Genomic DNA, 25,686 nt, shown 5'->3' on the forward strand with positions numbered 1-25,686 from the left:
ACGAAATGATTTTAGAGCCGTGTCGAGTTGCTCACAAGCAAAGTTAAAATTAACAGTGTAGTTTTTAGAGATGCTTCACTTTTTATCCTTAACTGTGGAGTAAAGCCATTTTGTTATCAAATAGATACAAAGTATCCGCAGTGCTATCGATATGGTTTAAAGCCTATGATAATGGGCTAAAAGTAAGGTAAAGAGTGAGGAACCTTGCGGAGTCATATTGATATTTTGTACTGATTTTATTTGCATTGGTTTATAGTGCGGCCTTTAAATTCACTAGAAAACTGGCGTACTTATGACGAATCCTCCAACTGAGTCAACTAAGGCTGTCGATGCCTCTTTATCTACATCTCTCTCGGGTAAATTAGTTATGCCCGATACCTTAGTGATCATCTTTTTTGTCGCTTTCGTTGCAGGGTTGCTCACGTACCTCATTCCCATTGGTTCATTCCAAACACAAGAGGTGCATTATGTGGCTGATGGTGTGCAAAAAGTGCGTACAGTGGTTGATCCTAACTCCTTTGCATATCAATTCGATGATATAGGTGAGCCCCAGTTACAGCCAGTTGCATTATTCAAAGGGGAAGGTGGCGTAGGATTTTTTAATTTTGCCTTCGAAGGCTTAACCTCAGGCTCTAAATGGGGGAGTGCGATTGGCGTTATTATGTTTATGTTAGTGATTGGTGGCTCCTTTGGCGTCGTTATGGCTACCGGTACCATTGATAACGGCATTTTGCGCTTAATCGATAAAACCCGCGGTAATGAGAAATTGTTTATTCCCGTGATATTTACCTTGTTTTCCTTGGGTGGCGCGGTATTTGGTATGGGAGAAGAGGCGATTGCCTTTGCCATTATTATCTGTCCGTTGATGATCCGTTTAGGCTATGACGGCATTACCACTGTAATGGTAACTTATGTTGCAACCCAAATCGGTTTTGCTAGCTCATGGATGAATCCTTTTAGTGTGGCAATTGCTCAAGGTATTGCGGGTATTCCAGTATTATCTGGCAGTGATTTCCGCTTTCCAATGTGGGTTGGCTTTACCTTATTTGGCATTATTTTTACGATGCGCTATGCCCATCGTATTCAGAAAAATCCTAACATATCCCATAGTTATCAGTCTGATGCATTTTTTCGTGAGCATCACGCCAATGCAAAACTTGAGAGCCGTTTTAATCTTGGCGATGGTTTAATTCTACTTACGTTAGTGTTGACTATGATCTGGGTTATTTGGGGCGTGGTTGCCAACGCTTGGTTTATCCCCGAAATTGCGAGTCAATTTTTTACTATGGGAATAGTCGCGGGCGTGATTGGCTCCATTTTTAACCTCAATGGGATGACGCTAAACAAGGTGGCACAGAGTTTTAAAGAGGGCGCTAAAACAATGTTAGAGCCTGCTCTGCTTGTTGGTTGCGCATCAGGCATATTATTGCTGCTAGGTGGTGGCGAACCGACCCAGCCGAGCGTACTCAATACCATTTTAAGCAGTGCTGGTGGTGTAATAGGGCAATTACCCGATGCGTTATCTGCGTGGTTTATGCTGCTATTCCAGTCTGTATTTAATTTTTTCGTGACTTCAGGTTCAGGCCAAGCCGCATTGACTATGCCTTTGATGGCTCCATTATCCGATATTGTTGGTGTGACGCGGCAAGTGTCAGTGTTGGCATTCCAACTGGGAGATGGGCTCACCAATATCATTGTTCCGACTTCAGCTTCTTTAATGGCAACCCTTGGAGTATGCCGTGTTGACTGGGGCAACTGGCTCAAATTTGTGTGGCGTTTTATGTTATTGCTGATGCTCGTCTCAAGCGTGCTAGTAATTGGTGCGCACTATTTAGGATTTAGCTAGATTTGAGTTAGTTTAGACATAACAAAGGATTGTTATATTGTTAATGAACGCTATATAACTGAATAGAAATTAAGTGAATAAAAACGGCATCCAAGGATGCCGTTTTTATTACTAACTGCTAATTAAAATTTAAAGCTTGCCGTTGTATGGAAGAAACGTCCAACGTTGTCATATGCTGCGGCACCAGCACTCGTACCTGTTGTTCCATATGGCAAGTCGCGATCAAGCACGTTATCTATACCAAATTTCAAGGTCACACCAGAGTCGAACGCATAGGCCACAGAAATATCGCTGATAAAATAAACACCATATTCCATATTGCTACTTGGGTTTGCATTGCGAGCAAGTTCTTTGTCAGTATAGAGGCTTACACCATCAATAAAACGTGTTCTCCAGTTCGCGCTCCATTGGGCGATCGAGTAGTTTAAAGACCAATTAGCTTGCCATTTCGCATAGCCCAAAGTTCCTGCTAATTCTTCAAAATCATTAGGATCATCTTGGAATGAATAGTCTTTGCGTTTAAGCAAACGAGTTGCAATTAAGTTTGTACGGAAATCCCCACCGAATGCATCAAAGTTATAGCCAATATCAAAGTCAATACCTGCAGCCTCTAAGGATGCGATATTGAGTGATGACTGTCTAATGGATGTGATTTCGTTTGTTGTTGGATTCCTCGTTATTAATGCACAATACTCGTTATTAATACCTGAAGCTGAATCTACACAGCGATCGATGATATTTTGTGCGCTTACAGCACTAATAGCGTCGTCAATCGTGATATTCCAGTAGTCAGTTGTAATCGATAGTCCATCGATGAAATTGGGTTGATATGCAAGCCCTACAGTATAGCTTTTTGATTCCTCAGGATCTAATGCTCTATTGCCGCTACTAACTCCCTCAACTCTTTTTGAGTCATAATCGGAGTTAAAATCACTAGGAACCCCTAGTGCTGCGCAGTTAGCCTTGCGTATATCAGGATTACTTAAGTCATTTAAATATTTAGTGCGACAGGCATCCTCAATACTGAAGAAGGTTTGGCTCTCTGCACCATATAATTCACTGATATTAGGAGCTCTAATCGCTTCAGAATAAGTTGAGCGAATACGCAGGTCATCATTCACTTCCCAACTTAATCCCGCTTTCCAAGTGGTGGCGTTACCGATAGTGCTGTAATCTGCAAAACGGACTGCTAACTCCATATCAAGTTGGCGAATCATAGGAAGATCAGCCAGTAATGGCACACTGACTTCAGCGAATACTTCTTTAACATCGAAATCGCCTTTATCTTCACCTAGCGCATTGAAGAAAGTACCTGCAGCATTTGCTGGTTCGAAAATTTCACTTTCTTCTTTACGATATTCAACGCCTGTTGAAAAACCAACTACACCCGCTGGCATATCAAATAAAGCCGAGTTGGTTAAAGAGCCTCCAAGGACAGTTTGTTTGATGACAGATGTACCTGTTGAAGTCGTATTAACGTAATCGATAGCTGCTTGGCTTGGTTTTCCAAATCCAAAAATATCTAGAGGAACACATCCAGCAGCTCTTGCATCTTCATCACGACATACAGCAATTCCATCTACATTGATGGAGTCTAATGCATGTTGATAATTAGCTAACACGAGGTTGTTTTTATTAACTCGTTCTAAATCTGTTTGGCCATATACACCATATACATCGTAATCCCAATCTTCAAAAACCAAGCCCTCAAGACCGAGAACATAGCGTTGTGTTTCACGGGTATCATCTTCTATACGTTGACCCAGGTCTGTCATAAAACGACGAATATTGATGGTGTCTAATGGCGCAGGATTGCCCTGAGCATCTTTATTCGCTTTCATTAATGCCACAAGTTCAGGGCTAATAAATGCATTATCAATTTTTACATCGGTATTTTTTAAAATATTTACACTATCTCTACCGAAGAAGAATGCAGGTTGGCCTTCATTTGATGCTTGGCTATTGACATATTTTGCTTCGAAATACGCATTCATATTGTCATTAAGCTGGTAGTTTGTTTTGAAGTTTATATTATAACGTTCAAATTCTGGCTGTAACTCCACAAACTGATTTAAGTTTGTATAATCACAATCGACACAGTAAATTCCATCTACTTTAGGGCCAGAATAAACATCGCGTAATGAGCCATCTGGATTGAAAGTTTTCCAGCCATCTAAGAAGAAGGTTCCTGCATTACTGATTGTGTAATGGCCACCATTAGGGGTGTAATATTTATCAGGATCTGATGGATGATTAGAATCAATAGGTTTACCATCTGGGCCAATTGGGCGATTGGTATTTTTTAGGTTGGTAAATGAGGTAGATGTTTCATCACGATCGAATGCTTTTAATTGATTTTGTGCGCTATATTCAACAGCAAAAGCGACATTACCACGATTTTGATCGAAATTAGTACCATAGGATAATGCAACACGATCTTTAGAGAGTGGATTATCTCCAGCCCAACCTTTAGTGGCGGAAACATCCAATCCTTCTACATCTTTTTTCAAAATAAAGTTTACAACACCAGTAACAGCATCTGCACCATAAATTGCTGATGCCCCACCAGTAATAACTTCGACCTTTTCAATCCAGACACTAGGGATAGTATTGACATCGACTGAAGACGTTCCTGCAGAACTGGCAACATGGCGCTTACCGTTTACGAGTACAAGAGTTCTGTCAGTACCCATGCTTCTTAAATCTAAAAGGTTTAAGCCTGATGTACCGATAAAGCGACCTGAGTTGGCTAAGGAATAGGTGTTGCCTAAGGCGGGTAATTGGTTCAGTGCCTCACCAATATTGGTTACGCCTGTTGATAAGAGTTCATCGCCAGTAATGACCGTTACAGGAGTTGGAGCGATCGCCCCTTCTCTGATTATACGAGAACCTGTGACTTCGATACGTTCAACTTTTGCTCCATCTTCAGCAGCAATAGCAACCGATGTCGATAATACTGCAGTGGTAGCACCGCTTATTAACGCAAAGCGAACCGCTTTGGCTAATGTAGAATTCGCGCGCATTTTATTCTCCCTTAACACTTGTTTATTTAATTTTTATTTTTCTTCTTAAATGGTTACTTATGTAATAAATCAGTATTCCATTTAATTAGGCTCAGGATATAACCACAAGAAAATAACAAGTGCAACATTGTAAATTTAGATAATAATGTTGCAAGTTTGTTTGTTTGAAGTGTTTTTAAGGAGGGGTGGTCGGTAAAAGTGATTTTGGATGTTTAATAGATACATTTGCATGTTAAGGTATGTTGCTGTTGTTTATATTTGTGCGACTTTGATGATTAATTGTTTCAAATGTTCAATTTTATTGTTTATTTATTGTTTGATGCAAGTGTTGTTATTGGCTGGCTTGAAATCATACTTTTTTACATTTTTTGCTAAAAATATTTATATATTTAAATTTTTGTATATATCGAATGTAATACTGTTTTTCTTGCTGCTGTTAATTAGTGGTGGTGTACGGTTTGATTTGTTGTCTTTGTTTGGTTTGTTGATGTTTTCACATAGTGCTGCTTTAAATAAAACTAAGGATTAATTGCAATTAAATATTATACGCAATACCACTCTGTTTAACTTTAGTTTAATGTGAATATTTATTCATCTTTAGCCTATTTTTAATGTCATAACTAGGCATGAGTGATAAGAAGTTATCAGATATAGTGGCATTGCTTTGCAACAAATCTAACTCAATATTGTTATCGACACTTATTTACTATCCATGGTAGATATTTGCTCAACTACTTTAGTTTTATATTCATAAGGGAAGTAGTGCGTTAAGTATCGCAATGCGACGTAGATAACAACCAGAGTGGCAATCACTAATTCCACATCTGCTAAATATTTTATCCACATGGCTAATGCTAAAAAATCGCTAAATTGCATCAGCCAAGTTGAAGTTTTAAAGAGTGCAGTAGCACCTATCACCATAGGAAAAGTAAATGCTGCATACCCTGGGCTAAAAGGGAGTTTTAGTAGGTGAAAAAATGCTAAATAGATAATGCTCGTCATCAGAACCGCAATGCTGAGTAATAATGCAACCAGTGCGATGGCAGGCTGTTGGGATACGGTTAAGTAACCTGCTAATGATAAACTGGCAGGCGCTGCCAGAATGGCTATTGTGGGTTTAGCCGCATCAGGTACTGGCTGACAAAAAATAAGGCGGTATAGCATAAGGGGAAGCATCACGAGGTAGGCTAGCATTCCAAAGACTAAAATAGCATTAACGAGCCATTGATAGCCTTGTGAGGGAAAAGACACCGCCGCAACTATGATACCAATGGGGGGCACAAACCAACTTGGCACCATATGTTCCAATTTAAAATCAATGGCGCGATAGTAAATAAACGCCCCTAGAAAAATGACATGCATAATGATGGCAACAAGCCATAATGCTAACCCTGCATTGGGGGCGTAGTGACCTAGCATCTTTGAAATCACCATCAGTGCCATTGCAAATGTGGGGATCACACTGCCAACGACGGGGTGGCTTAGTTCATTGATTAGAATATTGGGATGAAGTAGAAATTTCCCCGTGAGCAGTAATAACAAAACCGCACCGATGAGTGCGCCTGTCAGTTGCCCCATGCCATTCAGTGAGGGCACCATATTCTCCCAGGTCCAACCTAAGCTCGCAATGGCAAGGGCTAAACCTGCCATTGGGCTTGGTAATTTAGCGGCTTGTGCAGTCCAGCGTTTACGTTTTGAAGTCATTTTAACTACCTCTCAATACTGACGTTACTTAACATTGTCTCGATGGAGAGTTCTGTTTTAATGACCTCAGTTTACATCCGTCCTTTGTGTTAAATAAAATTGATTATATTTATTCGTATAGTAAGTTTTATTTACTTAGTTGGTTTTAGCTTACAGCGAAGTAGAGTATGCCCAAGACCGAGATTGTCGATATCTTCATCGACATACAGCCCCGCTTGATGCAATAGGGTTAATAAATCCTTTGAGTGGTACATACGGCTATTGCCATTCGCTATTGCACTGAAATAGAGGCTAGTAGCATTGACACAATAGGCTGAAGCGGCACAGAGTTGTCTATCCCAAAAGGTTTCGACGATAAAGAGTTGGCTATCCATGGTCATCGCTTTGGCGGTGCGCTGCAAGATGCTTAGTATTTGTGCCTTAGAGAAGCAATCTAAAAACTGGCTCATCCAATAGGCGTCTGCGCCTTCAACAAAGGGGCTAGATTCATCCAGTAGATCGGTGGCAAAGGTATGCAAACGGGAGGTATAGCCTTGGGCTGTGGCATGCTCAGAGGCAACGTCAAGCTGTCCAGGAAAATCCATGATAGTCACTTCAACCTCTGGATTGTATTGACAACAGCTCAGTGCCCATTTTCCGGTATTTCCACCAACATCGACTAAGTGTTTGGGGTTGTGGGCAAATACTAAGGGTAAAAGCTGTGGGAAGGCATGATCAGAATAGTAATGATCAAAGGCAAACCAACTTTCTTTGGCTTTGGGGGGCAAATCCTTTAGTGCGGGATAAATCGTCTTCCAATCACCAAATACGTCGAGTCCAGCGGCTTTTCCCTCGAGCAAGGCATTATCTAACTTAAACAGACCTTGGTAGCAAACATCTTGGATAAAATGAAGATTGATAGCAGCCATATCATCATGTAGCAAAAAATATCCTGTTTTATCGAGCACATAAGCTGAATCATTTCGCCAAATTAACCCCATGCTTAACCCCATATCGAGTAAGACACTGAGGGCGTATTCACTGAGTGTTGAGGATAGGCATAACTCTGCCAAACTGATCCCGTCTTCAGCAGCTTTATCAATCGTGGCCAAAATATCAAACTTGAGTAGGCAGTGAGCCACTTGAAAACTAATGGGACCAAAGGCGATTTTTTGAGCTTCAAACTTAGCATCGAAGGCGCTGATATTTCGAGGTGTATGATAGAACGGCATAAAAAAGAATGAGTAAACTTGCGATGATCCCTTTATAGCGAACTCTGCCTGGAAAGTCTGTTTAGTGATAAAGAACTATGAACTGTGTCCTACTTGATGTATGAAATTGTCCTTTCCATTAAAATCATAATGCAGTTAATTGAATTTCAAATATAAAAATACCCAGCCATGGCCGGGTATTTTGTATGAGTTTAGTCACTATTGAATGTTTTCTTCGTCGCCAAATTGGCCTTGGAATAAAACAGAAGATAAATAGCGTTCTGCTGCCGATGGCAATACCACTACAATGGTTTTATCTGCAAATTCTGGTAATGCAGCAATACGGTTTGCCGCAACCACAGCAGCCCCCGATGAAATACCCACTAAAATGCCTTCTTCTTGCATTAAGCGGCGTGCCATTTCGATGGCCTCATCGTTGGTAACGGCTTCAACGCGGTCAATCAATTCCAGATCTAAGTTGCCAGGGATAAAGCCAGCACCAATACCTTGGATTTTATGTGGACCGGGTTGGACTGGTAATCCCGCTAAGGTTTGAGTGATAACTGGAGAGTCAGCTGGTTCAACCGCAACAGAAGTAATGGTTTTGCCAGCCACTTTTTTCAAGTAACGGCTCACACCTGTGATAGTACCGCCAGTGCCTACACCAGCAACAAACACATCTACTTCACCATCGGTATCATTCCAGATTTCTGGACCTGTGGTTTTTTCATGGATTTCTGGGTTTGCAGGGTTATTAAACTGCTGCAGTAAAATATATTTTTCAGGTGCTGATTGACGAATTTCTTCTGCTTTATCAATTGCGCCTTTCATGCCCTTTGCGCCCTCAGTCAGCACAAGGTTCGCACCAAGTGCTTTGAGCAGCTTACGGCGCTCTAAACTCATGGTATTTGGCATGGTTAAGGTCAGCTTATAGCCACGGGCTGCAGCAACATACGCCAACGCAATACCTGTATTGCCAGAAGTTGGCTCAATCAGTTCGTGATCTTTCGTCAGTAACCCCTTTTTCTCGGCATCCCAAATCATATTGGCGCCGATACGGCATTTAACACTGAAACTTGGGTTACGTGCTTCGACTTTAGCCAGTACTTTACCTTGGCTAACGCGGTTTAAACGTACTAGCGGTGTATTACCGATAGTATATGAATTGTCTTCGAAAATTTTGCTCATGGATTGCTTGCTCCTATGTTGGCACTATTGAATCATAATCGGCTGTGGCGCTTTGAGAAGTGATTGTTTGTTCTTCTTTATTCGATTTAGTTATTAAAGGGTTCTCTGTTATTCGCAAACCCTGATTGGCAGCCAGTTTAACTGTGTTAACCTCTTGCTAACATAAAAAAAGATTGTTGCATTCTTAAGGATAACGCCTTGATGTTTCAATCGTAAAACAAGCCTACCACTCGTATTGGACAAGCGCAAAGATGAAGCAACAGCAAATGGATTTGGGTGAAGACCCAAAAACAATGGTAACACCAAGGGCATTTACCATTGCACAAACCGTGCTATATACCCCATTGGCAACGCCGCTAAAGCGGGCATTAGCCATCATGATTGATGGTTTGTTAATCACAGTGTTAGCCGAACAGATGGATTGGATGTTTATCTTGCTGGTGATCGGCATTATCTGGATTGAAAAGCGCAGTCGTAAGTTTGGTCGTCTACTCAAATGGGGACTTTATGCTGCGCTGTTAGCTTTTATGCTGCTTACCACAGTGGGTAATTTGTTTAATCTAAATACCTCAGTCGGTAAACATGATGAACAAACCGAGTCGCAGTTGGCCGTAGGAGAACAAGTGATTAGATCGCTACCCGCATTGATGTCGTTAAACCTGTGTACCAGTTACGATTGCGGTAAGACCCAAATTCAAGCTTTACGGACAACGACAGAGCGTGTTGCGAGATCAAATGGAATGAAGGACATAGAGTTACGGGAAATGGTTTTACAAACCATCGCTGACAGCAGTCTACCGACAGAAGATCGCGCTAAATTGCGGGAGGACGTCCTTAACGGCACTCTTTGGCCTGTTATAACACTTCACACTGAGTTGGCTACGATTGGCTCCCCACTCGAACCTATATCAAATCAATCCCTATCTTCCGCTCAATCACCACACCGTACGGCGGATATCGAACTCGCCGCTTCTCAATCTTCTCGCACAACAAGTAGCGATGAGGATGAAGCTACTCGCCATAGTATTATCGCTTGGATTAAGGGCTTTATGAGTGATATGGGACTAGGCTTTGGTTGGGCCGCATTTTACTTTACCGTTTTTACTGCGCGGTTCGATGGCCAAACCTTAGGTAAGAAAATACTGGGTATTCAGGTGATTCAACTTGATGGTGCCAATATCAGTTTATGGGCCGCGTTTGGTCGTTATGGAGGCTATGCCGCCGGTTTTACCACAGGCTTACTTGGCTTTATGCAAATATTTTGGGATCCCAATCGGCAGGGGATCCAAGATAAAATATCTTCAACAGTCGTGATAGACTTAGTGCAAATGCATAAAAAGCAACGATTAGAGCAGCAAGCACAGCGTCAAGATGTGATGCCTGTGCTGACGAATGATCCTTCTACGTCTGCTCACCTTACAACAAGCACCCGTTCGGAGCACCTATGAAACAGGTCGTTATTTCTGGGAGTGGCTTATTTACGCCGCCCTACAGTATTTCCAATGAAGCTTTGGTTGAAAGCTTCAATGCCTATGTTGATATTTTCAATCTTGAAAATGCAGGCTTAATTGAACAAGGCCATGTTGCGGCCTTATCCTATTCATCAAGTGAGTTTATTGAAAAAGCATCTGGGATTAAGCACAGATATGTGATGGTGAAAGAGGGCATACTCGATCCTGAAATTATGATGCCGCTCATTCCTGAACGCAGTAGCGACGAGTTATCAATGCAGGCTGAAATAGGGGTTGAGGCGGCGCTGATGGCGCTAAACAATGCCAATCTTAAGGCGGAGCAAATTGATCTTGTGATTGTTGCCTGTGCTTATACTCAGCGCGCTTATCCCGCGATGGCGATTGAAATCCAACGCGCCCTTGGTACGCGGGGTTACGGTTACGATATGCAGGTGGCTTGTTCATCGGCGACCTTTGCGATTGTTGCGGCTGCTAATGCGATTGCGACAGGTTCTGCCTCAAGAGTGCTAGTGATCAACCCCGAAATTTGCTCGGCGCAGGTGAATTATCGCGACCGTGATAGCCATTTTATCTTTGGCGATGTGGCGACGGCCCTTGTACTTGAAGAGCAGAGTTTAGTCGAGCCCAATAAAGGCTTTACGATTCTCTCAAGCCGTTGCTTCACCGATTACTCAAACAATATTCGCAGTAATTTTGGCTTTTTAAATCGCTGCGATCCGAGTTCGGCACATCAAGCCGACAAGTTATTCCACCAACAAGGGCGCAAAGTATTTAAAGAACTCTTGCCGATGATTTATCAGCATTTGGATGAACATCTGGCCGAGCAAGCATTAACGCCACAGTCCTTCAAACGGTTGTGGTTGCACCAAGCTAACATCAATATGAACCAATTTGTGGTAAGAAAAATGCTTGGGGATGAGGTATCGCCGGAGCAAGCGCCAGTGGTGTTAGATGAATATGCCAATACGGCATCGGCAGGTTCTGTGATTGCATTTCATAAATATTCCAGCGATTTTAAGGCTGGCGATTTAGGTCTATTAAGCTCCTTTGGTGCGGGTTACTCCATCGGCAGCGTGATCCTGCAAAAACGCTAAATTAATCTAGGAATAAGCAGATTGTTCTACAATTTTTTAATAAAAACAGCCTCATTTGAGGCTGTTTTTATTTTGTAGGGATTTGTTGCTTAAACTACTCTGGAGCTATCACTGGATTACGGTAGGCTTCGCGGTACTTATCGACCCACATGGCGGTGGCGCCACAAATCGCCACTGGCATCACGATAAAGTTAACCACAGGGATCATCGAAAACAGGGTGACCGTGGCGCCAAAGGTAAAAGTGGTGCCTCGGGTCTGATTCAGAGCAAAGCGCATATCCTTAAAACTCACCTTATGGTTATCAAAGGGATAATCACAATATTGAATTGACATCATCCAGGCACTGAATAAAAACCACAGAATAGGCGCTAAGGTTTGCCCCACCATGGGGACTAAAAACAGCAGTAAAAACACCAATGCACGGGGTAAATAGTACTTAAGTTTTATCCACTCACGTCCAAAAATTCGCGGAAGATCTTTAACAACATCAATACTTGTGCCGGTATAAAGAGGTTTTCCTGTCAGAATTTGTTCAACTTTTTCCGCTAAAAGGCCATTAAATGGTGCTGCAAGCCAGTTCATTACTGAGCTAAATACAAAGGCAAGCATGACTAGCATAGTCGTAATGGCAAGCGGCCAGAGTAAAAAGTTTAGCCAACTTAAATACTCTGGTAACTGAGCATTTATCCAAGTGAACATCGTTTCTAACTGGCCGATGGCCACATAAATCACTCCTGCAAACAGGATCAAGTTAATCATTAACGGAATAAATACGAAGGTACGGAGGCCTTTACGTGTGATTAACCCAAAGCCTTCGAGAAAATAGTTAACGCCACTTTTAGTTGGGAAGGGTAAAGATGTTTTATGTGTCATATCGTCTTTCCAAAAAGTTAAGCTACGGCTTTATGCGATTGTGATCAACTCATCGGCAGATGACAAGCTAAAAGCCACATGAATTCAATAAAAAGCGTTACAAAATACGGTTTGCTTTGCTAAAGTTGCCAGCAGAATGCATTTGCACCATTAGGTCGATTGGCGGACCACACTTCAGAGACACACTAACTGGCATTATGAGATTAAAACAGATAAAACTTGCCGGCTTTAAGTCGTTTGTCGATTCCACTAAAATTCCTTTTTTACAGGCATTAACCGCCATTATTGGCCCAAATGGTTGTGGTAAATCTAACGTGATCGATGCAGTGCGCTGGGTGCTAGGGGAAAGCTCGGCGAAACACCTACGTGGCGATTCAATGAGCGACGTGATTTTTAACGGCTCAAGCGCGCGTAAACCTGTCTCTGTGGCAGGGGTTGAACTGGTCTTTGAAAACAAAGAAGGGCGCCTTGCTGGCCAGTATGCCAGCTATGAAGAAATTTCGGTAAAGCGTCAAGTGAGTCGCGATGGTGAGTCGTGGTATTTTCTCAATGGGCAAAAGTGTCGCCGTAAAGATATCACCGATTTGTTTATGGGCACGGGGCTTGGCCCGCGCAGTTATGCCATTATTGAGCAGGGCACCATCTCTCGGCTTATCGAATCTAAACCCCAAGATCTACGTACTTTTATCGAGGAAGCAGCGGGGATATCCCGCTATAAAGAGCGCCGCCGCGAAACCGAGAATCGCATTCGCCATACCCGTGAAAACCTCGAGCGTTTAGGCGATATTCGTAGCGAGTTAGGTAAGCAGCTAGATAAATTAGCCCAGCAGGCCAAGGCCGCTAAACAATATCGTGAGCTAAAACAGGCAGAGCGTAAAACCCACGCAGAACTCCTCGTGATGCGCTACCAAGAGTTACAAGATCAGATGGCGAGTTTGTCTGAGCAAATCAGCGCTATCGAAGTGCAACAAGCGGCCGCGCAATCACTCGCCCAAACCGATGAATTAAAGGCAACAGAACTGCAAGTACAGCTTGCCCAATTGGCTGAACAGGAGCAGCGGGCAGTTGAAGCTTATTATCTAACTGGCACTGAAATCGCCAAGTTAGAACAACAGTTACAGAATCAAAAACAACGGGATTCACAGCTTCAAGCTCAACTTACCCAAGTTAACGATCAAGTCCGTCAACAAACGGATAAACTCGCAGGTTATCAGTCCAGTCTCAGTGCGTTGGAGTTAGAGTTGTCTCAACTGGCGCCACAGCACGAACAGCAGCAAGAGATAATGGATGAACTGCAATCCCAATGGGAAATGAGTGTTGAGCGCAATGAGCAGCAGAGCGAAACGGCACGTCAACAGGCCGCCATTGTATCTCAGCATCAATTGCAGCTTGAACTGCGTCGCAGTCAGTTGGTGCATCAAGAGCAGTTATTACAGCATAAACAGCAACAACATGATGAACAGCAAACCGAGCTTAATGCTCTGGCTTGTATTGATCTTGAAGATAAGGTTACGCCACTGACTCAAGATCTTACTCTTTTAGATGAAGCGATAGCAGCGCAAATTGACGTTAATTATCAGTTAGAAGCGCAGGTGAGTTTGAGTACTCAAGGTTTAGATGAGGCGCGCGTGAGTGTTGGTCTTATTCAACAAAAGCTGACGGCGACTCAGGCTCGTTTTGATTTAGTTGAACAATGGCTCTCTAAACAGGAGCAGCTCAGTGATAAGCCGCAGTTGTGGCAAAGTATTAGGGTAGAAAATGGTTGGGAAACCGCAGCAGAGCTGGCATTAAGTGGATTACTGACCTTACCCGTTGGTGTGTTAAATAACGAGGTCGGGTTTCAGAACTTAGCGCAAGAATCGGCCTGCACATACATTCAGGATGAGCATTGCACCAAGATCCAGTCTAACGTCAATTTAGCGCCTTGGTTAACAGGGCTTAAATGGGCACAAGATCTTCAATCTGCGAAACAGATGCTAGCAAAGCTTAAGGATGATGAACGTATCGTCACCGCCGATGGTTATTTGCTGGGGCGAGGCTTTTTAATTGCCAAGCAAGACAGCGCAGAATCCTTAGTACAACTGAGTAAAGAGCAGGCACAGCTTGCGCAGAGTATCGCAGATTTAGACATCGCGCTTGGCTTGCAGCAAATCAAGCTAACCGAATTAACGGAGATGTTGAATCAACAGAAACTGCAACTTGTCACAAGTACGCAAAAGTTGCACCAATTGCAGCTTGATAAAGCCACAAAGACCACTCAACTCACTAATGCAACAGAGCAAGCTAAGCAACTCACCGTAAAGCGTAACCAACTTAATGAAGCCGTAGCGCGAAGTGTGGCTGAAATATCAGCTTTAACCGAACAGTTAAATCTGCTTGAGGAGCAGGAGGCCGAATTAGATGAAGTGCTACAGTTAAGCCTTGAAAAACAATTACAACTTAGTCAAGACGCTCAAGCAGATTTGGCGCGGCATCAAGCATTAAAAGTGCGCTTGACTGAGGTTGAACGTGTTTTATCTACCTTAAGTGCACGTTTGCAATCTGTGTCGATGCGAATTGCTGTTAATGTTGAACAAATTGAATTGCAGCAAGTACGTGTCAATGAATTGATTCAGTCTCAGGAAACCGTATCAGCGCAGCTTGCTATGGCTGCTGAACAAAGTGGCGTGGATAATAGTCATCAGTTAACTGATCAATTAACCAGCTTGCTTAAACAGCAACAGATGCAACAACAGGGCTTAAAAGCCGTGCGAATGGAACAAAGTTCCCTTACTGAGACCTTAAATAGTATAGGAATAAAGCAAAAACAAGAGCTTGGTAGGCTTGAGGGCTTGACTCAAAGTCTGAGCACGTTAAAGTTACGTCGTGAGGGTTTAAAAGGCCAAGCAGAGAGTCAGTTAGCAGCCTTACAAGAACAGCAAATTGTTCTGTCACAGATTATCAATACATTGCCCGCTGAAGGCAGTCCTGATAAATGGCAGAGTGATTTAGATCATATTCGGCAAAAAATCGTTCGTTTAGGTGCTATTAACCTTGCAGCGATCGAAGAATTTGAACAGCAAAGTGAGCGAAAATCCTATCTTGATCATCAAGATGAGGATCTCAATAAGGGGCTTGCGACCTTAGAGGAAGCCATCCGTAAAATAGACAAGGAAACCCGCACGCGCTTTAAGGCAACGTTTGACTCTGTTAACGAAGATCTTGGGCGTTTATTTCCGAAGGTGTTTGGTGGTGGAAGAGCCTATTTGGCGCTCACCGAAGATGACTTACTCGAAACGGGTGTGACCATTATGGCGCAGCCACCCGGTAAGAAAAACAGCACAATCCATCTTCTTTCGGGTGGTGAAAAAGCATTAACCGCTTTATCATTGGTATTCGCAATATTTAGGCTCAATCCTGCCCCCTTCTGTATGCTAGATGAAGTGGATGCGCCATTAGACGATGCTAACGTAGAGCGTTTCTGTCGATTACTGAAAGAAATGTCACAGAGTGTACAGTTTATATATATTAGCCATAACAAAATAACCATGGAGATGGCTGATCAACTTATAGGGGTAACTATGTACGAGCCGGGTGTATCTCGTATAGTTGCAGTAGATATAGAGCAAGCGGTGGCGATGGCTGACGCTGGATAACTAGAAGAAAGACAGGGTAACCAATGGAAGATTTGCAACTAGTTTTGTTCATTTTGGGCGCCATAGCCATAGTTGCTGTGCTGGTGCATGGATTTTGGTCTATCAGAAGGCAACAACCTAAGTCATTAAAAGATAGCCCTATGGGCAACTTTTATAAGCAACAAGCGGATAAGGAAAGCCCGCCTAAACGTGTTGATGCCGATGGATTTGATGCGGACGGTATTGGCGCTGTACGAGTGCGTAAGGTGGGGGAGTCGAATCCCCATGAGACGCCACCAATTAGCCCCTATCTTAAACAAGACGTTAAAGCTGAACCTAAACCATTATTCAAGCACACAACGTCAACTGAGATAAAGCAAGAACCCGTTCCACAACCGGATTTCAGTTTGCAGTCGCCTTTAGCGACAGAACAACAGCGTGGCGCTAAAGTATCCCGCCAAGAACCTGTGCTAAATGGTCATGTCCCGCCGTTAGGCCAATCCCATGCGGCGATGGTCGCTCAAAAAGCGCTTGAACAGGAAAAACACGCCCAAAGCACAACGGTACCGACTCAAACAGCCCTATTTGATGAAGACGCTTATCTAGAAAATACTGAGTCAGAAGATGAGTATGCTGAAGAAACCGTGGACGAAGGTTTAGATGAGCCCCGTGATGTTTTGGTATTACACGTGGTCGCCAAAGAAGGGCAGCAGTTAAATGGTGCTGAATTACTACCGTGCTTTTTAACCTTAAATTTTAAATATGGTGATATGAATATTTTCCACCGCCATGTTGATAATGCAGGTAATGGGAAGGTATTGTTTTCCATCGCTAATATGTTAAAGCCTGGAGTCTTCGATCCCGATAATATGGAGCAATTTAGCACTCAAGGAGTGGTGTTTTTTATGACCTTGCCTTGCTATGGCGATGCCTTAATGAATTTTTCTATTATGCTGAACTCAGCGCGCCAACTCGCTGATGATATTGATGCAGTCGTGCTCGACGGTCAACGCCAACCTTGGGGCGAGTTCACTAAACAAGATTATTTACACCGTATTCGCGCTAATGCGTAACATTAAATCACTCTGACATCATGAGGCCGCAATTGCGGCCTCATTTTTGTGTTCTAAAGAGATCTGGATAAAAAATATGCAAGACATTCAACTCGATAAACTCCTTTCTGCCGATATGTCACCTGAGAATGCACAGCAGGTGATGCAGGCCCTTAGCCAATCGCTGAACGAACACAATATTCGTTACTATGTGGATGATGCGCCAACTATTACTGATTCTGAGTATGATAGGTTGATGCAATGCTTGATAAAGCTCGAAGCGCAGTTCCCTCAGTTTATCGTTGCCGACTCGCCAACCCAGCGAGTCGGTGGGCTGGCGCTGGCCAAGTTTGATCAAATCACTCACCTTAAGCCTATGTTGAGCTTAGATAACGCTTTCGGTGAAGCGGACTTCAGCGCTTTTCATAAGCGCGTTACCGATAAAGTCGGTGAGGTGAGTTTTTGTTGTGAACCTAAACTCGATGGTTTAGCTGTTAGTATTTTGTATCGCCATGGTGTACTCGAGCGCGCAGCGACCCGTGGCGATGGAACAGTAGGTGAAGACATCACTGAAAATGTGAAGACCATTAAATCCATTCCACTTAAATTGCGTGGCAATGATTTTCCTGAAGTGGTTGAAGTTCGCGGTGAAGCTTTTATGCCCAAGGCTGCTTTTGAGGCTCTCAATGAGCGTGCGCGCGCAAAGGATGAAAAGTTGTTTGTCAATCCACGTAATGCGGCGGCGGGGAGTTTACGTCAACTCGACAGTAAAATTACGGCCTCTCGCTCACTTGCTTTTTATGCTTATGCATTGGGTGTGGTTGAGCCCGATTCTTATTCGTTGGGCAAAACCCACTATGAACAGTTACAGCAGCTAAAATCTTGGGGTTTACCCGTTAGCAACGAAATCAAAGTGTGCGAAGAGTTAGATCAAGTATTCGATTATTACAAAGATATTCTTACCCGCCGCAGCGATTTACCCTTTGAAATCGATGGTGTGGTGATGAAAGTTAACGATATTGCCCAACAGCAACGCTTAGGTTTTGTGGCTAAATCCCCCCGTTGGGCCATTGCCTATAAGTTTCCCGCTCAAGAGGAAATGACATTACTTGAAGGTGTCGATTTTCAAGTAGGGCGTACCGGTGCCGTCACCCCTGTTGCACGCTTAAAACCAGTATTTGTAGGGGGGGTAACTGTTTCTAATGCCACACTACACAATGCCGATGAGATTGAGCGTTTAGGCATTAAAATCGGTGATACTGTGATTATTCGCCGTGCTGGCGATGTTATCCCACAAATTGTGGCGATAGTGCCCGAAAGACGTCCTGAAACGGCGACTGATATCGTCTTTCCGCACAACTGTCCTGTTTGCGGCAGTTTAGTCGAGCGTCTTGAAGGAGAGGCGGTGGCTCGCTGCAGCGGCGGTTTGTTTTGTGAGGCGCAGCGTAAAGAAGCGATTAAGCATTTCGCATCCCGCAAGGCGTTAGATATCGATGGTATGGGCGACAAAGTCGTCGAGCAATTGATTGATAAAGAACTCGTCCAAAGTCCTGCAGATTTGTTTAAGCTTACCGCTTCAATGATGACTATGCTCGATCGCATGGGCATGAAGTCGGCAACCAATTTAGCGGCAGCGATTGAAGCGGCCAAAACCACAACACTTGCACGTTTCTTATATGCCTTAGGCATTCGTGAAGTGGGCGAGGCGACGGCGGCAAACCTTGCGGCGCACTTTGCCAGTTTAGATGCGCTGCGCGTTGCGACTGTTGAGCAGTTAACTGCAGTGGAAGATGTGGGCGTTGTTGTTGCTCAGCATGTAGCACATTTTTTTGCTCAGCCCCATAATCTTGAAGTGATTGATGCCTTGATTGCAGCAGGAGTCCACTGGCCTGCTATTGAAGCGCCGAGCGCGGATGCACAACCCCTTAAAGGTCAGACTTGGGTATTAACGGGCACCTTAAACCAACTTAATCGTAACGATGCTAAGGCGCAGTTGCAGACCCTTGGGGCGAAAGTGGCTGGCAGTGTTTCCAAAAATACCGATTGTTTAGTGGCAGGTGAGGCGGCAGGTTCAAAACTGGCTAAAGCGCAGGAACTGGGGGTAAAGGTGATTGATGAAGAGGCGCTATTAGCACTCTTCGCGGCTAATCGCTAACAGCCACTCTCCCGTAAAGAGCACTCAAGTGTTGAATACGAAAAGAGTCTTGCGGTGCAAGGCTCTTTTTTAATTCAGTGTTAAGTATTTGGTATCGGACGAAGAACCATTGAAATTGGCAGAATAGACACCATCTTACCTTTACACTGTAGTTACTTCTTTAATTGGAAACCTATTTGAATTTCAGTCACATCACTTGGCTTGATGATCAAGGCCATATCAAACCTCCCATTTTCCTCTACGCGATTTTAGCTTTTTTAGCCCGCGGCTGGTGTATTTTTATCGCATCTTTAACACAGGCAAATGATAGGACTGAATTAGTACGGATTTTTTACCCTGAAAAATCTGACTTTTTACTTGCCCTTGCCACAGGCTTTGGGGCTGTACTGCTTTATATTTTAGTGCTTTGTGAGCGTCGTCGTTCACCTCAATGGTTAAGCCCTTTTTTTGCACTCCTAAAATGGGGCTTATGGCCGTTGTTATTGGTGGATGCTGTTCTGCTTGGGCAACGATTGACGCATGGGCAGTTTATGTTTCACTGGAGCCTTGCTCTTGATGCACTTGTATTGTTTTGGTCCAGTTTATATGTTCTAAAATCGAAACGGCTTCATTATTATCTTGCCGATTGGCCTAAAATGGTGGATGTTGGACCCAAAATATAAATTATCTATCTGTTTGTAATTAAAAATGATTTCACATTATTGGCATAAGGTTTTTAGCATAGTGTGTGTTACCCCCCAGTTTGATAAGCATTTTTTGACTGATTACTTACTGAATTTCCTTAATCATCTATAGTTATATGTACTTAGCTTGAATATGTTGGTTGATTCATGGTGTGCCTATCCATTTTCTTCCGCATATTTTAAAGGAGTCATATTGCGTGGCAAAAGCAGCTCAACGAAAACTATTATTGTCTGAACTTCAGCTAGGGATGAGAGTGAAGTTGCCTTTGTCATGGACAAATCATCCCTTTTTATTCAATCGTGTAGATATAAACAGCCCTGCTCAAATTGAAATGATCCGCGGCTTGGGTGTGCCATATGTTTTTTTACTCTCCGAAGTTAATACTAAGAGTGAACAACTTAGTACAGATAACAAAATCATTGAAGTTCAAGAACAACCCAAAACGGAACGGGATATTAAGAGTGCTACACGCAAAGCGATGCGTTTAAGCCAAAAGCGGTTTTTGGAAGGGGTTAATCAATGCCGCAATATGTTTGGTAAGATTGTGAGTGATCCTGAAGGGGCGTATCGGCAGTCGGCAACGTTAGTTGAAGAGATGTTGAGCCATTTACAGGAAGTGGAGCAGCCTTTCTTGACGTTGGTAGGAATGGATGAAAACGAGGTGAGTGTCACCCAACATGGCGTATCTGTTGCGGTGATTGCAATGATGATAGGTCATGCCCTTGATTTAACTCCTCGAGAGTTAAGAGATATTGCCCTTGGTAGTTTGCTCCACGATATTGGTAAGTTGAAAGTGCCAGAGAATATTCGCCGAAAGCTCAGCGCTCTAACCACAAATGAAGCGAATTATTTGCAGATGCACCCCAATTTTGGTTATGACATGCTCAACCGCAGCGGCTTATTTCCCAAAGAAGTGCTTAATATTGTGTTACACCACCATGAATTTATTGATGGTTCAGGTTTTCCTGATGGATTAACGGGCAATAAAATTCCCATCGTGACTCAGATTGTGGCCCTTGCAAATGATTTTGATCAGCATCTCAGTGGGCAGCAGGCTTCGTCACCCCAAGTTGCTTTGGGCTACTTATTTAAAAATCGAGCCGCCAAGCACGCTGAGTCCTTAATCTCTGTACTGGTCAAAATTTTGGGTATTTATCCCCCAGGTACGATAGTTAAGCTCTCGGATGACTCCGTCGCGAAAGTGATCATGACGACAAAAGAGGTTGCACAACCCCAAGTATGGGCTTGTAAGCCGGACGGCAGTGAGGCTTCATTGCGTTTTTTAAGTGAGGAGGGCGTAACAGTGCAAAAAGCACTCAAGGCTGAAGAGTTGACGGAGGGCGCGATTCGTACACTACAGGTCGATAAAGGTGTCAGTTTTTATTTTAGTGCGCTGCAGGCTTGAATCTTATCTATTAAGTTCCGTATTCTATCGGCTGATGTTGAATCTTCGGGGCGAATATGGCTGATGTAGTAGATAAGGGTATCTCACCAAAAAGTGTTGCCGTAGTAGGATGTGGTTGGTTTGGATTGGCGTTAGCGACGCATTTAGTCCAAGACGGGTATCGAGTGACAGGATGTAAGCGTCATATTGATGAACTTGCGCCATTGATAGCGGCTGGGATAGAAGCTTTTCCATTGCAATTAGGTGATGAGTGCGACGTTAAACCCGATGCGAAGGTATTGGCAGCGTTATTCCAAACTGATTTTCTCGTAGTCAATATTCCCCCAAGATTAAAGCGTTGTAATAGTGCTTATCTTGAGGAGTTGCAACAACTCTTATCCCTAACCCAAGGTTGGCAATATCAGTGTATCGTGTTTATCAGTACTACGGGCGTGTATCCAACCCAAGATAAATTGATGACTGAAGCGGATGCTATGGCGGAATCGAGTGATAGCCAAGTGCTTTTGGATGCAGAAGCTTTATTTCTCAGTCAAACTAACAGTTGTATCCTGCGTTTTGCTGGGCTCGTTGGGCCTAAACGTCATCCTGGACGTTTTCTTGCGGGCAAAACCGATGTCAGCGGCGCTAATGTGGCGGTCAATCTAGTCCACTTAAATGACTGCGTTAGGGCCGTCAGTGCTATTTTTACAGCAAGCCAACATGGCTTATCCATAGCTCCCATTTATAATCTCTGTGCTCCACAACATCCGACTAAGGTTGAGTTTTACCCAGTTGCAGCTCAGTCTCTGGGTTTAGTTCCCCCCATATTTAATCAACAAGTTATGCCAAGTAAGGTGATCCTCAGTGATGCAATTGTCTCCGACTTAGGTTTTCGTTATCAGTACGAATCCCCCTTTGATATGCTCAGAGTATGTTGAAAAAATGGATGCGTTTTAAGAGATAAGCGGGCACTTAGGTGGTTTTTATGGCCTAGGATTGGCTCGGTAAATGGTTTTTTTTAATCAAATGACAAAATAAAAGAGATAGTATAATGAGCACGTTAAATATTATTGTTAGACCACTGATGTCCCTTGCCTTCGGGTTCATACTCAGTGCCAGTTTTACCTTACAGGCGGCTAATTTTGAGGAAGGTAAAGATTATGTAACAGTGACGGGGATTTCTGAGGCACAACAGCCAGTGTTAAGAGAGTTTTTTTCTTATAACTGTCCGCATTGCTATAACCAAGAGCCCTTAATTGAATCGACCGTTACTTTACTCGGTAAAGAGATCCATTTTGAGCGTACTCCCGTTGGTGCCGGTCGTCCAAGTTGGCAATTGAGCCAGTTAGCCTATTATGTGGCACAAAAACTGAACATGACAAAGCAAACCCATGGTGCCATTTTTAAACAAATCCAAGTGAATGCAGAGCAATTTACTCGCCCAGAACAAGTGAAGGCTTTTTTTGTCTCCCAAGGTGCTAAAGCTGAGGATGTAGAGGCTACAATCAATTCAGTTGATGCCCAATTCACGCTAATGAACTACGACTCTCAAGCTGAGCTTGCAGGTATTAAAGGCGTCCCTTCATTATTGGTTAATGGCCGTTACATGTTGACGTCAACCGCGCATACACCTGAAGAATTGGCGGCGTTAGTTAAGTTTTTAGCGGCGAAATAACGACATTTCATAGATGGATGGTATGCGATGAAAGCGGCTTTTTGCGAGTATCGTATAGTCACGTTTCCTCAAGGTAGATTGAATAACCCAGCATAGACTGGGTTATTTTTTGTTGTAAACCTGCAAGGTGACGGTGAATTAAACCGTGATATTTTGACGAAATAACATGATGAGAAGGTAAGTAATTGGCCTGATCTAGGTTTGATGAGAGATGTAACGTCTCTAATTGATTGCGAAACTCATTATTAAAATTCTCAATAATTTAGGCTAAAAATCTCAAATCATCTGATTTTCAGCCAGTCTAGAGTCGTATTAAAGCTCGTTTAAATTTCTAATTTCCCTAGTTCAGACAATAAGTTATTTCTATTTGTTGGTTGCAAATCCTCTTTCTCCATTCACATATCACTCATTCTTGTTCGACATTGGTCTAACCTGTTAAAAAAGTTAAAACCGTATCAAAATGTAATGTCATTGTTAACTCTTTGAATTTGTTTCTATTCGCTATTTGCAGACAATGTTTTGAATCACGACTTAGACGAAAGTCGTGATTGTGCTCACACCAGCGATTGCTAGATTAAACATGACTTAAAATTAAAACAGCACAGGGGAGTCGCTATGGGTTTTGAAAATAACGAAAAAGCAAAAGGCTACTGGCGCGAGAATTTACGTCTCGTCCTTAGCTTATTAGCTATTTGGGCCGCAGTATCATTTGGGTGCGGTATTTTATTGGTTGATGTTCTGAATGAAATCCATTTCATGGGATTCAGATTAGGTTTCTGGTTTGCACAACAGGGAGCTATGTATGTATTCGTTGTGCTTATTTTTGTCTATGCGGCAAAAGCCAACGCCTTAGATAAAAAATATAACGTACAAGAAGACTAAGGGGAATTGGAATGGGTGTTCAAGGATTAACGTATCTTATCGTAGGGCTTTCATTTGCGCTCTACATCGGGATTGCAATTTGGTCACGTGCGGGTTCAACAAAAGAGTTTTATGTTGCCGGTGGTGGTGTGCATCCTGTGGTTAATGGTATGGCGACGGCGGCAGATTGGATGTCAGCAGCGTCATTTATTTCATTAGCAGGTATTGTGTCTTTCGTCGGTTACGACGGCAGCGTTTACCTAATGGGTTGGACTGGCGGTTATGTATTATTAGCCCTGTGTATGGCGCCGTATTTACGTAAGTTTGGTAAATTTACTGTGCCAGATTTTATTGGGGAGCGTTATTACTCTCAGGCGGCACGAACTGTTGCGGTTATCTGCGCCATCTTCATTTGTTTTACTTATATTGCAGGGCAAATGCGGGGTGTGGGCGTGGTATTTTCACGCTTCCTCGAAGTGGAAGTTGACACTGGTGTATACATTGGTATGGCAGTGGTGTTCTTTTATGCCGTACTCGGCGGAATGAAAGGGATTACCTATACTCAGGTTGCTCAATATTGTGTATTGATTTTCGCTTTTATGGTGCCAGCAATCTTCCTCTCGGTGATGATGACGGGCCATATTATTCCGCAAATTGGTTTTGGCGCTGAACTGATTGATGCCGCGGGTAATAATACGGGTGTCTATTTACTCGATAAGTTAAATAACCTCTCTGCTGATTTGGGGTTTGCACCTTATACCGATGGCTCGAAAAGCATGATTGATGTGTTCTGCATTACGGGTGCTCTGATGGTTGGAACTGCAGGTTTACCCCATGTTATCGTTCGTTTTTTCACTGTCCCTAGTGTAAAAGATGCGCGTATTTCAGCAGGTTGGGCACTGGTGTTCATTTCTATCATGTATACAACTGTTCCTGCATTAGCGGCGTTCTCTCGCGTGAATATGATTGAAACCATCAATGGCTCTGATGCTAATGGTGTTGCCTATGAGACTGCCCCAGGTTGGATTAAAAACTGGGAGAAAACGGGTCTTATTAAGTGGGACGATAAGAATGCTGATGGTAAGTTATATTATGCTGCTGGTAAGTTTGAAGACCCAGCAAGTCGTAATGAGATGAAAATCGATAACGATATCATTGTATTAGCTACACCTGAAATTGCAAACTTACCTGCGTGGGTTATTGCATTAGTCGCTGCTGGTGGTTTAGCAGCAGCGTTATCGACTTCGGCAGGTTTATTGTTGGTGATTTCAACCTCAGTATCACACGATCTGCTTAAAAAGAATTTCATGCCGAATTTATCGGACAAGAAAGAGTTGTTATATGCACGTTTAGCCGCAGGTATTGGGATTGTGATTGCGGGTTACTTTGGTGTGAATCCTCCAGGCTTTGTGGCTGCAGTGGTGGCTTTTGCCTTCGGTTTGGCGGCATCGTCCTTGTTCCCTGCCATTGTCATGGGGATCTTCTCTAAGAAAATGAATAAAGAAGGTGCCATTGCGGGTATGGTAATAGGTTTACTGTTTACCGCGGCTTATATCATCTACTTTAAGTTTGTTAATCCTACGGCAAACGTACCAGCGAACTGGTTCTTAGGTATTTCACCTGAGGGTATCGGTATGGTTGGAATGATAGTCAACTTTGCAGTCGCGGCAATCGTTAGTAAAGTGACAGCTGCAACACCATTACATGTACAGGAAATGGTTGAGTCTATTCGTTTCCCTAAAGGTTCGAGCGAGGCGAGTGGCCACTAGTAAGACGAGTACATAGTTGAAAATAAAGAGCGCTTCGGCGCTCTTTTGCTTTTTAGCCTTGGCCTGACTTTAGTCGAATGTAGCTCACCTGCAATGCGGGC

At 43.2% G+C, this 25,686-nt stretch carries 17 protein-coding genes; 12 read left to right on the forward strand and 5 right to left on the reverse strand.

The window, feature by feature from the left end; translation table 11 throughout:
- Positions 1-292 precede the first annotated feature (292 nt).
- Positions 293-1,846, forward strand: a complete 1,554-nt coding sequence (gene yfcC, locus SPUTW3181_RS08525) for a putative basic amino acid antiporter YfcC (RefSeq protein WP_081429796.1) — start codon at positions 293-295, stop codon at positions 1,844-1,846.
- A gap of 122 nt (positions 1,847-1,968) precedes the next feature.
- Here yfcC and SPUTW3181_RS08530 read toward each other — a convergent pair whose 3' ends face one another.
- The 4 genes from SPUTW3181_RS08530 to cysK form a co-directional block, all read right to left on the reverse strand.
- Entirely contained in the window at positions 1,969-4,869 is a 2,901-nt protein-coding gene (locus SPUTW3181_RS08530; RefSeq protein WP_011788972.1) for a TonB-dependent receptor domain-containing protein, read from the reverse strand.
- 699 nt (positions 4,870-5,568) lie between these two features.
- The gene (locus SPUTW3181_RS08540; protein WP_011788973.1) at positions 5,569-6,573 is read right to left on the reverse strand and encodes a TDT family transporter; all 1,005 of its coding nucleotides are present in this window, start codon (positions 6,571-6,573) and stop codon (positions 5,569-5,571) included.
- Between the two features lie 131 nt (positions 6,574-6,704).
- Complete coding sequence (locus SPUTW3181_RS08545) at positions 6,705-7,784, reverse strand: methyltransferase (RefSeq protein ID WP_011788974.1); 1,080 nt, start codon at positions 7,782-7,784, stop codon at positions 6,705-6,707.
- Between the two features lie 198 nt (positions 7,785-7,982).
- The gene (gene cysK, locus SPUTW3181_RS08550; RefSeq protein ID WP_011788975.1) at positions 7,983-8,951 is read right to left on the reverse strand and encodes a cysteine synthase A; all 969 of its coding nucleotides are present in this window, start codon (positions 8,949-8,951) and stop codon (positions 7,983-7,985) included.
- A gap of 251 nt (positions 8,952-9,202) precedes the next feature.
- Here cysK and SPUTW3181_RS08555 point away from each other — a divergent pair, with 251 nt between their 5' ends.
- Together SPUTW3181_RS08555 and SPUTW3181_RS08560 are read left to right on the forward strand one after the other, a co-directional pair.
- Complete coding sequence (locus SPUTW3181_RS08555; protein ID WP_011788976.1) at positions 9,203-10,399, forward strand: RDD family protein; 1,197 nt, start codon at positions 9,203-9,205, stop codon at positions 10,397-10,399.
- Positions 10,396-11,517 carry a beta-ketoacyl-ACP synthase III gene (locus SPUTW3181_RS08560; protein WP_011788977.1) on the forward strand — a complete coding sequence of 374 codons (1,122 nt, stop codon included), beginning with the start codon at positions 10,396-10,398 and terminating at the stop codon, positions 11,515-11,517. Before SPUTW3181_RS08555 ends, SPUTW3181_RS08560 begins: the two co-directional genes overlap by 4 nt.
- A gap of 94 nt (positions 11,518-11,611) precedes the next feature.
- Here the strand turns inward: SPUTW3181_RS08560 and cysZ are convergent, their stop codons facing one another.
- Complete coding sequence (gene cysZ, locus SPUTW3181_RS08565; protein WP_011788978.1) at positions 11,612-12,391, reverse strand: sulfate transporter CysZ; 780 nt, start codon at positions 12,389-12,391, stop codon at positions 11,612-11,614.
- Between the two features lie 197 nt (positions 12,392-12,588).
- Between cysZ and smc the strand changes: the two genes are divergently transcribed.
- From smc to SPUTW3181_RS08610, 9 genes are all read left to right on the forward strand, one after another.
- Positions 12,589-16,026: a chromosome segregation protein SMC gene (smc, locus tag SPUTW3181_RS08570; protein WP_011788979.1), complete on the forward strand. Its 3,438-nt coding sequence runs from the start codon at positions 12,589-12,591 to the stop codon at positions 16,024-16,026.
- Positions 16,027-16,049: 23 nt separating this feature from the next.
- Complete coding sequence (zipA, locus tag SPUTW3181_RS08575) at positions 16,050-17,078, forward strand: cell division protein ZipA (RefSeq protein ID WP_011788980.1); 1,029 nt, start codon at positions 16,050-16,052, stop codon at positions 17,076-17,078.
- A 76-nt stretch (positions 17,079-17,154) separates the two neighbouring features.
- Complete coding sequence (gene ligA / locus SPUTW3181_RS08580; RefSeq protein WP_011788981.1) at positions 17,155-19,212, forward strand: NAD-dependent DNA ligase LigA; 2,058 nt, start codon at positions 17,155-17,157, stop codon at positions 19,210-19,212.
- A 176-nt stretch (positions 19,213-19,388) separates the two neighbouring features.
- On the forward strand, positions 19,389-19,874 hold the full coding sequence (locus tag SPUTW3181_RS08585; RefSeq protein ID WP_083758261.1) for a DUF2919 domain-containing protein: 486 nt from the start codon (positions 19,389-19,391) through the stop codon (positions 19,872-19,874).
- A 218-nt stretch (positions 19,875-20,092) separates the two neighbouring features.
- Positions 20,093-21,301 carry an HD-GYP domain-containing protein gene (locus SPUTW3181_RS08590; RefSeq protein ID WP_011788983.1) on the forward strand — a complete coding sequence of 403 codons (1,209 nt, stop codon included), beginning with the start codon at positions 20,093-20,095 and terminating at the stop codon, positions 21,299-21,301.
- A 56-nt stretch (positions 21,302-21,357) separates the two neighbouring features.
- Positions 21,358-22,218, forward strand: coding sequence for an NAD(P)-binding domain-containing protein (locus tag SPUTW3181_RS08595; protein ID WP_011788984.1), 861 nt, complete (start codon positions 21,358-21,360; stop codon positions 22,216-22,218).
- 113 nt (positions 22,219-22,331) lie between these two features.
- Complete coding sequence (locus tag SPUTW3181_RS08600; RefSeq protein ID WP_011788985.1) at positions 22,332-22,955, forward strand: thiol:disulfide interchange protein DsbA/DsbL; 624 nt, start codon at positions 22,332-22,334, stop codon at positions 22,953-22,955.
- Between the two features lie 615 nt (positions 22,956-23,570).
- Positions 23,571-23,837 carry a DUF4212 domain-containing protein gene (locus tag SPUTW3181_RS08605; RefSeq protein WP_011788986.1) on the forward strand — a complete coding sequence of 89 codons (267 nt, stop codon included), beginning with the start codon at positions 23,571-23,573 and terminating at the stop codon, positions 23,835-23,837.
- A gap of 11 nt (positions 23,838-23,848) precedes the next feature.
- Positions 23,849-25,585 (forward strand): sodium:solute symporter family protein, encoded by a 1,737-nt coding sequence (locus SPUTW3181_RS08610; RefSeq protein ID WP_011788987.1) that lies wholly within the window; start codon positions 23,849-23,851, stop codon positions 25,583-25,585.
- The last annotated feature ends 101 nt before the right edge of the window (positions 25,586-25,686 follow it).

The sequence above is a fragment of the Shewanella sp. W3-18-1 genome (assembly GCF_000015185.1).
Taxonomy (GTDB): domain Bacteria; phylum Pseudomonadota; class Gammaproteobacteria; order Enterobacterales; family Shewanellaceae; genus Shewanella; species Shewanella putrefaciens.